The organism is Marinomonas sargassi, assembly GCF_025716875.1.
GTDB classification, from domain to species: domain Bacteria; phylum Pseudomonadota; class Gammaproteobacteria; order Pseudomonadales; family Marinomonadaceae; genus Marinomonas; species Marinomonas sargassi.
Window position 1 is genome coordinate 234,264 of the sequence record NZ_JAOVZB010000001.1, and the last position, 14,185, is coordinate 248,448.

At 42.5% G+C, this 14,185-nt stretch carries 13 protein-coding genes; 6 read left to right on the top strand and 7 right to left on the bottom strand.

Annotated features, from left to right (window positions below; genetic code table 11):
* Positions 1 to 81 precede the first annotated feature (81 nt).
* Together OFY17_RS01155 and OFY17_RS01160 are read left to right on the top strand one after the other, a co-directional pair.
* Positions 82 to 2,217, top strand: a complete 2,136-nt coding sequence (locus OFY17_RS01155; protein ID WP_263528855.1) for a TonB-dependent siderophore receptor — start codon at positions 82 to 84, stop codon at positions 2,215 to 2,217.
* Positions 2,218 to 2,525: 308 nt separating this feature from the next.
* Positions 2,526 to 3,722: an amino acid aminotransferase gene (locus OFY17_RS01160; protein WP_263528856.1), complete on the top strand. Its 1,197-nt coding sequence runs from the start codon at positions 2,526 to 2,528 to the stop codon at positions 3,720 to 3,722.
* A gap of 78 nt (positions 3,723 to 3,800) precedes the next feature.
* Here OFY17_RS01160 and OFY17_RS01165 read toward each other — a convergent pair whose 3' ends face one another.
* The 5 genes from OFY17_RS01165 to OFY17_RS01185 form a co-directional block, all read right to left on the bottom strand.
* On the bottom strand, positions 3,801 to 4,415 hold the full coding sequence (locus tag OFY17_RS01165) for a UPF0149 family protein (protein ID WP_263528857.1): 615 nt from the start codon (positions 4,413 to 4,415) through the stop codon (positions 3,801 to 3,803).
* A gap of 104 nt (positions 4,416 to 4,519) precedes the next feature.
* The gene (parE, locus tag OFY17_RS01170) at positions 4,520 to 6,418 is read right to left on the bottom strand and encodes a DNA topoisomerase IV subunit B (RefSeq protein ID WP_263529512.1); all 1,899 of its coding nucleotides are present in this window, start codon (positions 6,416 to 6,418) and stop codon (positions 4,520 to 4,522) included.
* Positions 6,419 to 6,563: 145 nt separating this feature from the next.
* Positions 6,564 to 7,145: a YqiA/YcfP family alpha/beta fold hydrolase gene (locus tag OFY17_RS01175; RefSeq protein WP_263528858.1), complete on the bottom strand. Its 582-nt coding sequence runs from the start codon at positions 7,143 to 7,145 to the stop codon at positions 6,564 to 6,566.
* 16 nt (positions 7,146 to 7,161) lie between these two features.
* Positions 7,162 to 7,629, bottom strand: coding sequence for a DUF1249 domain-containing protein (locus OFY17_RS01180; protein WP_263528860.1), 468 nt, complete (start codon positions 7,627 to 7,629; stop codon positions 7,162 to 7,164).
* A gap of 233 nt (positions 7,630 to 7,862) precedes the next feature.
* On the bottom strand, positions 7,863 to 8,480 hold the full coding sequence (locus tag OFY17_RS01185; RefSeq protein WP_263528861.1) for an NUDIX domain-containing protein: 618 nt from the start codon (positions 8,478 to 8,480) through the stop codon (positions 7,863 to 7,865).
* 105 nt (positions 8,481 to 8,585) lie between these two features.
* Between OFY17_RS01185 and OFY17_RS01190 the strand changes: the two genes are divergently transcribed.
* The 4 genes from OFY17_RS01190 (at position 8,586) to pseF (ending at position 12,163) form a co-directional block, all read left to right on the top strand.
* Positions 8,586 to 9,152 carry a DNA-3-methyladenine glycosylase I gene (locus OFY17_RS01190; protein WP_263528862.1) on the top strand — a complete coding sequence of 189 codons (567 nt, stop codon included), beginning with the start codon at positions 8,586 to 8,588 and terminating at the stop codon, positions 9,150 to 9,152.
* A 122-nt stretch (positions 9,153 to 9,274) separates the two neighbouring features.
* On the top strand, positions 9,275 to 10,270 hold the full coding sequence (gene pseB / locus OFY17_RS01195) for a UDP-N-acetylglucosamine 4,6-dehydratase (inverting) (RefSeq protein ID WP_263528863.1): 996 nt from the start codon (positions 9,275 to 9,277) through the stop codon (positions 10,268 to 10,270).
* Entirely contained in the window at positions 10,257 to 11,441 is a 1,185-nt protein-coding gene (pseC, locus tag OFY17_RS01200; RefSeq protein ID WP_263528864.1) for a UDP-4-amino-4,6-dideoxy-N-acetyl-beta-L-altrosamine transaminase, read from the top strand. Before pseB ends, pseC begins: the two co-directional genes overlap by 14 nt.
* Positions 11,438 to 12,163 carry a pseudaminic acid cytidylyltransferase gene (pseF, locus tag OFY17_RS01205; protein ID WP_318013642.1) on the top strand — a complete coding sequence of 242 codons (726 nt, stop codon included), beginning with the start codon at positions 11,438 to 11,440 and terminating at the stop codon, positions 12,161 to 12,163. The genes pseC and pseF overlap by 4 nt, the downstream gene beginning before the upstream one ends.
* Positions 12,164 to 12,172: 9 nt before the next feature.
* On the opposite strand, the gene OFY17_RS01210 is transcribed toward pseF, so the two are convergent.
* Positions 12,173 to 13,168 (bottom strand): PseG/SpsG family protein, encoded by a 996-nt coding sequence (locus tag OFY17_RS01210; protein WP_263528865.1) that lies wholly within the window; start codon positions 13,166 to 13,168, stop codon positions 12,173 to 12,175.
* Positions 13,165 to 14,184, bottom strand: a complete 1,020-nt coding sequence (pseI, locus tag OFY17_RS01215; RefSeq protein ID WP_263528866.1) for a pseudaminic acid synthase — start codon at positions 14,182 to 14,184, stop codon at positions 13,165 to 13,167. Before pseI ends, OFY17_RS01210 begins: the two co-directional genes overlap by 4 nt.
* Between the last annotated feature and the right edge of the window lies 1 nt (position 14,185).

The window sequence follows — 14,185 nt, forward strand, 5'->3', positions numbered from 1 at the left end:
ACGCCCCACATAACTCAAACGCAATTGATTCTCTTTTACGTTTGAACATAAACCTAGTAGAGGCTAAAAATACAAGAGCATATGAAAACAGTTACTCATAAACAATGTAAAAAAAATCATTCTCGAGTGCTAACCATCGCATCGATCGCTTTACTTTTGGCTCCTTTTCCTAAGACAGTGCTAGCAGAGGAGATTTCTGAAACCGCCAGCCTACCGACCCTAACTGTCGAAGGAAATGCACTATACGATGCCGTACCAAGTGAAGAGCTAACGGGGTATAACATCGAAGCCGTTTCCATAGGAACAAAAACGCCATCATCATTAAAAGATATACCTCAGTCCATTACGGTATTAACAAATGATTATATTGAGGATCGTGGATTCGTACACTTAGATGACGCAGCAAAAGTCACCCCTGGTTTACGTACATTAACTAACGATAGTGGGCGCTCTTCTATTTATTCTCGCGGCTATGAATATGACGATGCTTTAATCGATGGTTTATCAGCTCCCATTAGTAGTAAGTATGGTTCATTACCTTCCTTGTCAGCTTTTGATCGTATTGAAATTATGCGCGGCCCTTCTGGCTTATTCAGTAGCACAAGCGAACTTGGCGGAATTATAAATCTAGTAAGAAAGCGAGCCACAGAAGACACTCAAGCTTCCATTGATGTCGGAGCTGGGAGCTGGGGACGCTACAATTTAGGCACTGATATTTCTGGCTCACTAAATGACGACGGCAGCGTTCGTGGACGTTTAGTTCTTTCCCAAACTGACACTTCAAGTCAGGTAGATGAAAACGATAACGTCGACCAGAGTATTTATGCGACAGTTGAAATAGACCTAGATGAGCAAACAGAATTATCTATTGGTGTACTTCATCAAAACAAAGACATCGTCCCTAACAATGGTCTACCGACCTATGCTGATGGCACATTATTAGATGTAGATCGTTCTACTTTTATAGGGGCAGATTGGAATGAGTTTACAGCAGAATCTACCGACATATTTATGGATATAACTCGACAATTTGATAACGGTGGCCGTGGGCGCATTGCCGCTCGAGCTTCTGAGCGAAACGTAGATTATGAATATGCTTACATTTTAAGCTCTGTTGATGATGACGGTGATTTCACTACTTTATACGCATCTAAAGAAGATCGTAAAGAAAGCGCATTTGCTTTCGATGCTAGTTATAGCCAGCCCTTTGAAGTTATGGGACATGTTAGTGAATTTGTTGTTGGTGTTGATGCTAAACAAGAAAGTACAGATGGCAGTAGCGACGACCAAAGTCTTACCGGCTCTTATAACATCTCAACATTTGATTCCTCTGCAATCACTCGTGACTTATTTACATTCAGCCTTTCAGACTCCGAAGCATCTGAAAGTGAACAAGCAGTCTATGGAAAGCTGACGTTTCGCCCCATGGCGAATTTAGCTCTCATTACAGGGGCTCGTATCAGCAACTATGAGCTTGATTCAGGCAGTCAAGAAGAAAGCGGCACGGCATTTACACCTTATGCTGGGGCTGTATTGGATGTAACAGACAACCAAGCATTGTACGCTAGTTATTCAGAAGTATTTAAACCGCAAACCAGTACCGATGAAAACGGCGACTTCATTGACCCTCGTGTTGGCAAACAGTTTGAAGCCGGACTAAAAGGCAGTTACGCCAATGGCTTATTAAACAGCCGCTTGAGTGTATTTCAACTGACCGATACTAACCGCTCAGAACAGGTAACTGGCGAATCCTATTACGAAGCATCAGGAAAAATTCGTATTCGAGGTTTCGAAGCAGAATTAAGCGGCCAATTTGGTGCTTGGGATGTTTTAGCTGGTTACACCTATATGGACACTGAAACACTCAGCGGCAGTGATTTGAGAACGGAAAGTCTTATGCCTAAACATACACTATCTAGCTGGGCAAAATACCGTTTGTCTGCCAGTGGCCTACTTGAGAACGTAGATATTGGAGCAGGCTTCAGCTTCTTAAGCAGTTTTTCTGCAACAGGAAGAGACAGTGTAGAAGTCGTAGCCCCAAGCTATACCTTGGTTGATACAGCAATCAACAAACAGATTAATGACAATCTAAAAGTATCTTTCAAAATTAACAATCTATTAGATGAAACTTATTACGAACGCGTTGGAGGAACAACGATCTTCAACTTTTACGGAGCTGGAAGAAACTTTATGGCAAGTGCTAACTATGCATTTTAAATTTCCCCCTTTAATTTAGAATGTAATATACTACCCATAAGAACAAAGCCAACGTTTAACCACGTTGGCTTTGTTCTTTTCTATATATCCATTTAATCACTGTGCAAAAGTGATGAATACATTCTTCAAATGTAGGCATTTTGAAAACCACCTTATACATCATTCATAGGTGTATGCTATCTCTTACAGTTTTATAAAAATCACTTTGTCGATTCGATTGTATTTTTCGCTCAATACGGCAAAATGCAGTTGCGTTCCACTTAACTTTATTTTTCATCTTGGCTCTGCATAAGGACTCAGTAAACATTATGTTCCAGCATTTAAAAGCCGTTTCTGGCGACCCTCTTTTAGCACTGATCATTGCTCATAAAAATGACCCTAATCCTAAGAAAATTGATTTAGGCGTAGGTGTTTATAAAGATGACAATGGGCACACCCCTATTTTAAACAGTGTGAAAAAAGCCGAGGCGATTTTGCTTGAGCAAGAAGATTCTAAAAGCTATCTAGGAATCTACGGTGCAGCTGAATTTGAGCCTGTTATTCAAAACCTTGTTTTAGGTGAAGATAACCCTTTAATTGCTTCTGGTCGTATTCGCTCTGGCCAAACACCAGGTGGTACTGGTGCTTTAAAAGTAGCGGCTGATTTTATTAGCGCCAACTTGAAAGGCGCTCGCCTTTGGGTAAGTGACCCGACTTGGGGTAACCACCAATCTATTTTCAATTCTGCTGGTGTGGAAGTGAAGGTTTACCCTTACTACGATGCAGAAACTAATGGCCTACGTTTTGATGACATGATGGCAACGCTAGAAGCGGAAGTGCAAGAAGGTGATGTATTGCTGCTTCATGCTTGCTGCCATAACCCTACAGGTATTGATTTGCAGTTTAACCATTGGGAGCGCTTAACCGAGTTCGTTAAAGAACGTGGCTTGCTACCTTTAGTGGATGCTGCATACCAAGGTTTTGGTGATGGTTTAGATGAAGACCTTGCAGGTGCTCGCTACATGGCAGCCAATGTGCAAGATATGTTAATTGCCAACTCTTTCTCAAAGAACTTCGGTATCTACCGTGAGCGTTGTGGTGGCTTAAGCATTATCGCTTCAACTGCCGACGAAGCGAATGCCGCTTTCTCTATTATTGGTCAAGCCATTCGCGCCAACTACTCTATGCCACCTGCCCACGGTGCTGCGGTTGTTCACACCATTTTGAGCGACCCAGAACTTACTGCTGAGTGGGAAGTAGAAGTAGCAGAAATGCGTGACCGTATTAACGGCTTGCGCGAGAAGCTAGTTGCTAAATTAGCTAAGTCTGGTGTCAGCAAAGACTTTAGCTTCATTCAAGACCAGCGTGGTATGTTCTCTTATTCTGGTTTGACACTAGAGCAGGTTCGTACCCTACGCAGTGAGTACTCTATCTATATCGCTGATACAGGTCGTATGAGTATTGCCGGTGTGAGTGATGACAACATCGACTACTTGTGTGAATCCATTGCTAAAGTAGTGGGCTAATTACCCTTCCATCTCTTTTTCTTGATAGCTATGAGTAGATCAAGGAAAGAAAAAAGGCCTCGTATGAGGCCTTTTTTGTTAGTGTAATATACGTTCTTCTAAGCTGTTATTTTCTGGTTCTATTTCAGGGTGATAATGCTGGGCCAAACGAAGAATAGAAGGCTCTAAATTGTCCTGCCAAAACGCAATTTCCTCTGGCACCATGGATTTTTGTTTTTCCCAGCCAGCTTCTGTTCCGAATAATCGTGCAGGAGCCAGTACTTCATCAAAAAACTCACGATCGCCATTAAGCCCTAAACCAATCAACTTAGCGCCTCGCATAAAGCCAACACACCATTCATCGACAATGAGTTTATACTCACCATCAAACTCTTGCTCTAGGTAGATGGGATAAAAGCTGCCAAACATTAGACTATTCATAGTTTCCATGTACATGATGAGCACTAGGCTGAGAAACTCGTCTTCTTGTTCGCTGTTATCCCATTGAGGCTGGTCTTCTTCTATTCCCCAAATCGCATTGATCCAAGTGTCAGGCTCTAATTCTTTTACTGAACAGCCTAACGCAGTAAGAAAGCCATCTAACTCCGACACACAAAGTAAAGAACGATCACCACCAAACGCTTGTAAGTAGTGATCAATCTTTTCATAAAGTACGTCTTCACTAATGACATTCTCTTCTTTCATTTCAGGCATATGCTTGGTCCATCTGCGTTATTACTGTGTCGTGCACATTTAGAATATCGTTCAAGGCTGAATGTAAGTTTAGCCTATTCAGATAGCCATCGAGCATTTCTAGATTAATCCACTATGGCTAAGTTGCCGTAGGTTTCTAACCATTGCTTACGATCACCTGCGCGCTTTTTCGATAACAGTTTATCAAGAAGTTCGTCCGTATCGGGTCTATCTTCCATAGTAAGCTGAATCAAGCGACGTGTATCTGGCGCCATAGTAGTTTCACGCAATTGAGACGGGTTCATCTCACCCAATCCTTTGAATCGCTGTACATTTGGTGTACCACGTTTATTTTCTGCTGCCAGCTTATGCAAAGTGATGTCTTTTTCTTCATCATCCAGTGCGTAATAAACTTCCTTACCTAGGTCTATACGGTACAGAGGCGGCATAGCAACAAAGACATGGCCTTTGTTTACTAGAGCTGGGAAATGGCGAACAAACAAGGCACAGATGAGCGTAGAAATGTGCAGACCATCCGAGTCAGCATCGGCAAGAATACAAATTTTACCGTAGCGAAGGCCGCTTAATTCTTCATCATTAGGATCCACACCAATGGCAACGGAAATATCATGAATTTCCTGTGAGCCCAGCACTTGGCTAGAATCAACTTCCCAAGAGTTTAGTATTTTCCCTCGTAGCGGCAAAATTGCTTGGAAGTCTTTCTCACGGGCTTGCTTAGCAGAGCCACCCGCCGAATCACCCTCTACTAGGAAAAGCTCACTTCGTGCTGAGTCTTGACCAGAACAGTCGGCTAATTTACCCGGTAATGCAGGGCCTTGAGTGACTTTTTTACGGACAACCTGTTTGCTAGCTTTTAAACGCTTTTGAGCGCTAGAAATGACAATTTCAACAATTTTATTCGCATCTTCCACATGCTTATTAAGCCATAAGCTGAATGCATCTTTTGCTGTTGCCGAAATAAAGGCCACAATTTGGCGAGACGACAAACGCTCCTTGGTTTGTCCTGAGAACTGAGGTTCTTGTAGTTTAGCAGACAGCACATAACTACAACGATCCCAAACATCTTCCGCCGTTAATTTAATGCCACGGGGCAATAAGTTATGGAAGTCACAGAACTCACGAATCGCTTCTAATAGACCTGTTCTTAGGCCATTTACGTGAGTACCGCCCTGTGCTGTTGGGATCAAGTTCACATAGCTTTCTGTGACCAATTCACCACCATCTGGCAGCCATTGCACAGCCCAATCCACACCTTGAGTAGTTTCTGTTAAGCCACCAACAAAAGGTTGCTCAGGTAATAAAGTAAAGCCAGAGTTCGCTTGGGCGAGATAATCTTTTAATCCATCTTGGAAGAACCATTCTTCTCGAACTTCTTCCGCGCCACTTTGGTCGATAAATATAACTTGTAAACCAGAACACAATACAGCTTTGGCTTTAAGAAGATGCTTCAAACGAGACAAGGAAAATTTAGGGCTATCAAAGTAAGAAGGGTCTGCGGAGAACTTCACTTTAGTACCGGTATTTTTCTTACCTACCGTACCAATTTCTTCTAACTCTGAGACTTTTAAGCCATCGGCAAAACCAATGTGGTATTGGGTGCCATTACGCTTAACCCATACTTCCAGAGAGGTAGATAAGGCATTTACTACTGATACCCCTACCCCGTGCAAACCACCTGAGAATTGGTAGTTATCACCAGAGAACTTACCACCAGCGTGTAGTTTCGTCAGGATCAGCTCGACACCTGAAACCCCTTCCTCTGGGTGAATGTCTACCGGCATGCCTCGGCCGTTATCTTCCACACTCAAAGAGCCATCTTTATACAAAACCACTTCAATACGATCAGCGTGCTTTGCCAACGCCTCATCAACTGAGTTATCGATAACTTCTTGTGCTAGGTGGTTTGGGCGAGTGGTATCCGTGTACATTCCCGGACGTTTTTTGACAGGGTCTAAGCCGCTCAGAACTTCTATCGATCCAGCGTTATATTCTTTTGCAGACATGGGTATGTGTTCTTCCAATTTGGTGTTGCTGCGCATAACAATCCATTAAAGACAAATACTCTGAAATGGCGCAACATAAGCTATAAACAGAATGAGTTAGAGTCTATCACTGGTTTACTAAGTGTGAAATAGGTTAAGGAGGTAACTAGTTATCAGCGATGCCTGCGAATACAAGTATCTCATTCAGGTATTGATCGAATCCTTCAAAGCGATGATTTCCGCCTTTTTCATGGGTTAACTTATGAGGTTGTGGGTACGCCTTTAGTGCCGCTCGGTAATCCAACACTTCGTCCCCCTCTTGTACCATCAACCAATATAAAGACTCGGTAGGTTGCTTTACGACTAGCGACTCTAATTCCAACATATGAGCCTGTGTTAGCTCATATTCTTCATCCGTATAAGGGTTTAATTGTTTACCAAGGTGATTTTGTAACAGGATTGGTGCCTCTACTGCTGGGTTTATCAGTATGGCTTTAAGTTGATATTTTTCTGCGAGATAAGAAGCATAGAAGCCACCCAATGAGCTTCCGATAAGCGTGACACCTTTTGAAAGGTTATCTTGAATAATATCTTCTAATTGTTTGATGGCGACTGAAGGCTGCCATGATAAGCGAGGCGATAATACGGTTCGTTCCTTATTTAGCTCTGACACCGTTTCGATTAAAAGTTGGGCTTTATAAGAACTCTCTGAGCTATTAAATCCGTGTATATATAAAAGTACTGGCACAGGTTATCTCACTGTTTTAAGCAAATTGAAAAGGAGGAGTATCGCTAAGTCTATGCCCATGTTTTAAGCACAGCTCTAATAAATCTGCGAGCTGTTGATTGAGGCGAAACTTCTCATCACGGTGCAACATGGCATCATTTGGGTAAGGGTAAGACCCACTATATTGTCTATGACCATCGGTTATCTCAGCCAGTTTTACGTCATGATATAAGCGTATTGTCATAGAGAGTGTGGTTGTAAATAGCAGTTCTTTTTCTGTTTCTGGGCCAAATTCCAAATGCAACTCCGAGGTAAAGCGGCTTACCTCACCTTGAGTCAAAGATAAACGGCTTTCTTGATCACCCGCACTATGCACAGAAAAATGCCAGACTGTTTGATTCTCTTGTCCACGCATCAGCTTACCAAGGCGACGATAATTAAGCTCACCTAGCATTTGTAAACTGACTAAATCTGGAACATAGTTCTTGGAACTCTTTTGCGTCATATCGGCCTTTTGAAAATACGAATAGTAAAATGCAGCCTCCTGCTGATTGCTATTCTTTAATTAAAGATGACTCTTCTCTGAGTATCCTTTTTTTTGAAAGCACGTAGTTTTGAAAGTACGCTGTTTTAGGAAATAGTTTTTTAGAAACTTAACGGTTTGATTGTTGTTTTTATTAGGTGGGATTTTTACTTAGCAACCTCTTTATATAAAACTTCCACCTTGCCATTATAGACCTAATAACCCCAAGCTTTCTTTAAATCCCCTTTATTTAACTCAAACCACTGCAATCCCATAATAGTACTGGCATTGTTTATATCCTGCTTAAGTAGCTGCTTTATCTCACTGACATCATAGAGGTGCAGCTTGATGTCCTCATTCTCTTGGTCCAATCCATACGTCTGATTCAAGTTAACAGCACTGGAATCAAATTCACCAGCATACATTCTCAACCGTTCAACCAAACCACCCGGTGAGGGTAAAAATTTAAACATGTAAGCAAGACGTTTGACTTCTACACCCGCTTCTTCGAATGATTCACGACGTGCAACCTCCTCGTCACTTTCACCTTCTTCGACCATACCTGCGACCAACTCCAGCAACCAAGGGGAATCATCCTTATAAACTGCAGGGCGGAATTGCTCAATTAGCAGGATTTTATCTCGCTCGGGGTCAAATAGTAGTACGCATACCGCATCATCACGAACCATCATTTCCCTCGTCATGATGTTACTCCACTCGCCATTAAACTTTCGATGCTTAAGTGTACGTTTGCGCATTTGAAAAAAGCCTTTATACAGGGTTTCTTCTTCTATCGTTTCTACATCCTGTTGGCTGTAAGTCGGTTTAAACATGCTACAAATTCCTTGAAATCAGGCTATTTTCAGATAGTAAGTTTGATATGATCCATCTATTGTATGCAGTTTTGCACACATTGATATGGCGTAGGAGAATAATATATGGAAGAGATACGCTGCTCTTGGTGTTTAAGTTCCCCTGAGTACATTGATTACCATGATAATGAATGGGGAATACCAGTTTATGATGACGTTTCCTTGTTCGAGTGTATGACTCTCGAAAGTGCCCAATCCGGTTTAAGCTGGATTACCATTTTGCGAAAACGAGAAGGCTACCGCACTGCTTTTTATCAGTTTGATCCAGTCAAAGTGGCAAGCATGACAGAACAGGATGTTGAAAGGTTATTACAAGATGAAGGTATTGTGCGCCATCGAGGTAAAATCGAAGCCACCATTAATAATGCAAAAGTCTTTTTAAAGATTGCCGATGAATTCGGGTCTTTTAGTCAGTACTTTTGGGCTTTTAGTGACAATAAAGTCATAGATAATCAAGTAAAGGAGCTTGCTGATGTGCCTGCGGTTACTGATTTATCAAAGCACATTGCGAAAGAATTTAAAAAGCGTGGGGTTAAGTTTTTAGGCCCCACGACTTGCTATGCTTTTATGCAAGCGACAGGCATGGTGAACGATCATATTGCAGACTGTATCGCTCGTAAAAGAACAGAGTGAGCGTTGCCCATAAACTTACATATAGAACAAGCAGATCCTTGTTTTTGTTAATGTTTCAGCGAAGCAGCCGATATAACTAGATAGTCTTTTAATCATTTCATTTTTGGGTTTGGTATTAATACATGTTTAATAATAAAAGCATCCTAATCACAGGTGGCACAGGTTCCTTTGGTCGCCAATATGTAAAAACACTGTTAGCCAACTACCAACCTAAGCGCCTCATTATCTACTCTCGAGACGAACTGAAGCAATACGAAATGCAGCAGGATTTTGATGCCCCTTGTATGCGTTACTTTATTGGTGATGTACGCGATAAAGATCGTATGACTCAGGCAATGCGAGATGTGGACTTTGTCATTCATGCCGCTGCCCTAAAGCAAGTTCCCGCTGCGGAATACAACCCGATGGAATGCATTAAAACCAATATTCACGGGGCAGAAAACGTTATTGCGGCAGCGATTGCTAACAATGTGGAAAAGGTCATTGCCTTATCCACAGATAAAGCAGCTGCGCCGATTAACCTATACGGTGCCACAAAACTGGCTTCTGACAAATTATTTGTCGCCGCCAATAATATGGTCGGTAAAGGTCAAACGCGCTTCTCTGTGGTTCGATATGGCAATGTTGTGGGCTCTCGCGGATCTGTTGTCCCCTTCTTCCAAAAGCTGGTTGCAGAGCAAGCGGATGCCATTCCGATTACTCACCCAGAAATGACACGCTTTTGGATCACCCTGCCCATGGGTGTCGATTTTGTCCTAAAGAATTTTAGCCGTATGCATGGTGGCGAGATCTTTATTCCTAAAATACCTTCTGTCCGCATTATGGATTTGGCTGCCGCGTATGCACCAAACACACCAACCAAGGAAGTCGGTATTCGCCCCGGAGAAAAACTTCACGAAGTCATGTGTCCAGCAGATGACTCCTTCCACACTTATGAGTTTGAAGATCATTATGTGATTTCTCCAAGCATCAAGTTCTACCAAGAAGACATGGATTTTGGAAACAACAAACTGGGCGAACAAGGGCAATTAGTCAAGCCGGGCTATGAATACCAATCTGGTAGCAACCCTCACTTTTTAAGTATTGAAGAGATATTAACCTTCGATGACGCACACTGATTTTATTCCTTATGGCCGACAATCTATTAGCGATGAAGACATCGCTGAAGTAGTGTCGACCTTACAATCAGACTTTCTCACTCAAGGCCCTCGTGTTGTCGAGTTTGAGACGACCTTAGCTAAAAAAGTGAATGCTCGCTACGCCTGTGCCGTAAACAGTGCAACATCTTCATTACACCTAGCCTGTTTAGCATTAGGTGTAAAAGACGGCGACTATGTTTGGACTTCGCCTAATACTTTCATAGCATCTGCCAATTGTGCCCGCTATTGTGGCGCCCATGTCGATTTCGTGGATATTGACCCTAACACCTACAACATGAGCATTGAGGCTCTTGAAAAGAAGCTTATACTTGCCAAGCAGCAAGACCGACTTCCTAAGGTCGTCATTCCTGTTCATTTCGCTGGTCAATCCTGTGATATGCAAGCCATCGCTAAGTTAGCAAAACAATATGGTTTTCGCGTTATTGAAGATGCTTCCCATGCCATTGGGGCGAAATATCAAAACAAGTATGTAGGAAACTGCGAGTTCAGCGACATTTGTGTCTTTAGCTTTCATCCAGTGAAAATTATTACCTCTGCTGAAGGGGGCATGGCGGTAACTAACGATGAAAATCTCGCAAAGCACATGAAAACACACGCACATCAAGGCACGACAAAAGACCCAGATGAGCTAACTCAGGTTCCAGGTGATTGGTATTATGAGCAGCATACTTTGGGTTTCAACTATCGTATGACAGAGCTGCAAGCTGCGCTTGGCTTGTCTCAGCTGTCACGCTTGGATGATTTTATAAAACAAAGGCATCAGCAGTTTCAACGCTACCAAGTGCTGCTAAAAAACTTACCTATTACACTGCCTTTCCAAGCAGAATCCAGCACCTCATCTTTACATTTGTTCCCTATTCTTCTGCCAAAACAGTATCCAAAAACGAGAAAAGCCGTTTTTGATGATTTACGAAATGCAGGTATCGGCACACAAATTCATTATATTCCTGTGCATAATCAACCATATTATCAACAGTTTGGTTTTAAACTTGGCGATTACCCTGTCGCAGAAGACTATTACCAGCGCACATTGAGCTTACCTATGTTCGTGGGTTTAACAAAGCAACAACAAGAAAGAGTGGCGCTGGTGTTACGTGATGCTTTGGTAAAGAACGGAGTTGTATTGTGAGTACGGCACCTGTAAAGCAAAACCCACGAAGAGTGGCTGTTATTCCCGCTAGAGGTGGATCCCAACGAATTCCACGCAAAAATATCCGCCTGTTAAATGGCAAACCCTTAATTGCTTACTCCATTGAAACAGCTATTCAATCAGAACTATTTGATCGTGTTGTTGTTTCTACGGATGACGCAGAAATTTCCGAAATAGCACAAAGCTTTGGTGCTGAGGTGCCATTTTTGCGCCCTAAAGCTCTCTCTGACCATATGACTGGCACCACTCCTGTTATGCAGCATGCCTTACAAGAGCTCATTGCTGCAGGTGATAGACCAGATGAGGCTTGCCTAATATATGCAACATGCCCATTACTAACAGCACAAGATTTATCAAAAGGTTTAGAAATACTCCCATCCGCAAGTTTTTGCTTTTCGGCCACTAGCTTCGATTTCCCTATTCAAAGGGCATTACACATAACAGCCGAGGGGAAACTGGCTCCTATGTTTCCTGAATCCATAAACCAACGATCTCAAGATTTAACGGAAGCTATTCACGATGCAGGTCAGTTTTATTGGGCTAGTACCAAGAATTGGTTAGAAGATGGGGTTATCTTTGGCGAAAAAGCTAAGCCAATTATGTTGCCAAGGCATAGAATTCAAGACTTAGATACAGAAGAAGACTGGCTACGTTTAACGCAAATCATGCTACTAAAACAAGCGTCAGAGTTCACCATTTAGGTTACTTATCTAACTAGGCTCAGTAGATTTCACTACATAGTCATGTATGATTTGAGCAACGCGATTCGCTCCATTTCCGTCCACCAAATTTCGTGCAATATAGCGAGCACGCTCTTGCCACGACTTATCAGACCACATGTCATGACATAGCGTCATAAGCACCTTTAATTGCTCTGAATCGCCCTGCTCTTCTAACAAATCAAAGCGAACAGCTTTACACCAATCCAAAGGAACATGCTGCTCTAGCGAACGTGTTTGATTATCCGCTACTTGCGCAAATAAGGTTGGGACACCACAACAAGCCAATTCAAACAAGGTTCCCCCTGCTGCTGAGATCGCCATTTTCGCTTGCTTCATTAATGGCGTAACATCATCAATCCCTTGCTCAAAAGCAATACCTTGGTCGTGACAAAAGTCGATAACCGCGTCCGCACCTTTCGCGTTACTTCCCACCAAAACCAATATATCTTTTGATTCAAAATCAGCTTTTATTAACGACTTTATAATAGGTAGGGTTAAGCAAAGAGGGTCTGTTCCTCCTAGCGCCACCAGCAATTTATCGCGTTGCAATGACGTATCTAATGTCAGCTCAGAGAAGGTTGGGCGCAAGAGTGCGTAATGACTGCCTAATAAAGGGAACTCGACACTGGGCGGATAATGCTCTTTTAACGGGTTAAGTAGCCAACGAGATGAGAATTCACCCCTATCATTCATATCATCTAAAACGAGTAGATTAGGCTGATGCTTATATAAAAGAGTAATAGCGTCTGCTTGGTAGCCATAATGATCCAAGATCACCAAATCGGCTTGTTCTGCTAAAACGAGCAGTTCTTGCTCAGAATAAATGAGAATATCTTCAGATGAAGCAAAGCTACGGTGATCGTGATGTACAACGAACTGACAGTGCCAACAGAGGCTTTGTAAAGCGGATATTAATGCTTGGCAACGCACTCTATGCCCCATACCAATGCTTACAGACGCATCGGCTCGGACAAGCGCTCTCATGCCATCATATCCCAAGTAAGGGGCTGGCCTTTCTTAGCATCCGCTTTGAGTGTTTTGCCTAATACATCCGGCCAATGCTTTGGTTCTAGACCGTATGAAGGACGAATGATTTGTAAGTGCTGTTCAGATAAAACAGTTCCTGCATCTAAATCAGCTGCTACATAAATAGAGCGTCTATATTTTTTCGATGCTTGCTCAGAATCGGAGCCGCCATAAGTGACCGCTCCTAAAGAAGCTTTTGCAGCACGACACGCTGAAACAAGATCAGCCATTTCATCTGGCTCCATTGAGAACGCAGAATCAACGCCACCAGCACTTCGATCCAAGACAAAATGTTTCTCTATTACCGTAGCACCCAGTGCGGTTGCTGCAACAGCTGCGGCTAACCCTTGAGTATGATCAGACAAACCTACGGAACACCCCGTGAAGCCAGCTAAATCGTTCATAGTGACTAAGTTAGTGTCTTCAATTTTTGCCGGGTAAGTACTGGTACACTTCAATAAGATCAGTGGGTTATCGCCGATACCTCTCACTGCCGCTATTGCTTCTTGTATTTCTTTTTTAGAAGCCATACCTGTCGACATAATCATAGGCTTTCCGGTTCTGGCAACCGCTTGGATCAAGGGAATATCTGTCAGTTCAAAAGAAGCAATTTTATAGAGGGGTACATCAAGCGTTTCTAGAAAGTCGACCGCGCTTAAATCAAAAGGCGAACTAAAAGCAACTAAACCAAGAGAGTTTGCCAACTCAAAGAGAGGCTGATGCCATTCCCAAGGGGTGGATGCTTTGGCATATAGATCGTATAAATTATTACCACGCCACAAACTATTCTCTTCCGATACCATAAATTCCCCATGACGAATATCTAAGGTCATGGTTTCTGGTTTATAGGTTTGTAGCTTTATTGCGTCTACACCTGCTTTAGCAGCTGCATGAATCATAGACTTAGCTAATTCAAAATCCTGATCGTGATTACCTGATAATTCAGCAATAATAAAAGGGGTATTTTGGAACATA

Excerpts from the sequence above, each read along its gene's own strand:
- OFY17_RS01155 (WP_263528855.1), top strand. The coding sequence starts at position 82 with ATGAAAACAGTTACTCATAAACAATGTAAAAAAAATCATTCTCGAGTG.
- OFY17_RS01160 (WP_263528856.1), top strand. The coding sequence starts at position 2,526 with ATGTTCCAGCATTTAAAAGCCGTTTCTGGCGACCCTCTTTTAGCACTG.
- OFY17_RS01165 (WP_263528857.1), bottom strand. The coding sequence starts at position 4,415 with ATGCCTGAAATGAAAGAAGAGAATGTCATTAGTGAAGACGTACTTTAT.
- parE (WP_263529512.1), bottom strand. The coding sequence starts at position 6,418 with ATGTCTGCAAAAGAATATAACGCTGGATCGATAGAAGTTCTGAGCGGC.
- OFY17_RS01180 (WP_263528860.1), bottom strand. The coding sequence starts at position 7,629 with ATGACGCAAAAGAGTTCCAAGAACTATGTTCCAGATTTAGTCAGTTTA.
- OFY17_RS01185 (WP_263528861.1), bottom strand. The coding sequence starts at position 8,480 with ATGTTTAAACCGACTTACAGCCAACAGGATGTAGAAACGATAGAAGAA.
- OFY17_RS01190 (WP_263528862.1), top strand. The coding sequence starts at position 8,586 with ATGGAAGAGATACGCTGCTCTTGGTGTTTAAGTTCCCCTGAGTACATT.
- pseB (WP_263528863.1), top strand. The coding sequence starts at position 9,275 with ATGTTTAATAATAAAAGCATCCTAATCACAGGTGGCACAGGTTCCTTT.
- pseC (WP_263528864.1), top strand. The coding sequence starts at position 10,257 with ATGACGCACACTGATTTTATTCCTTATGGCCGACAATCTATTAGCGAT.
- OFY17_RS01210 (WP_263528865.1), bottom strand. The coding sequence starts at position 13,168 with ATGAGAGCGCTTGTCCGAGCCGATGCGTCTGTAAGCATTGGTATGGGG.
- pseI (WP_263528866.1), bottom strand. The coding sequence starts at position 14,184 with ATGTTCCAAAATACCCCTTTTATTATTGCTGAATTATCAGGTAATCAC.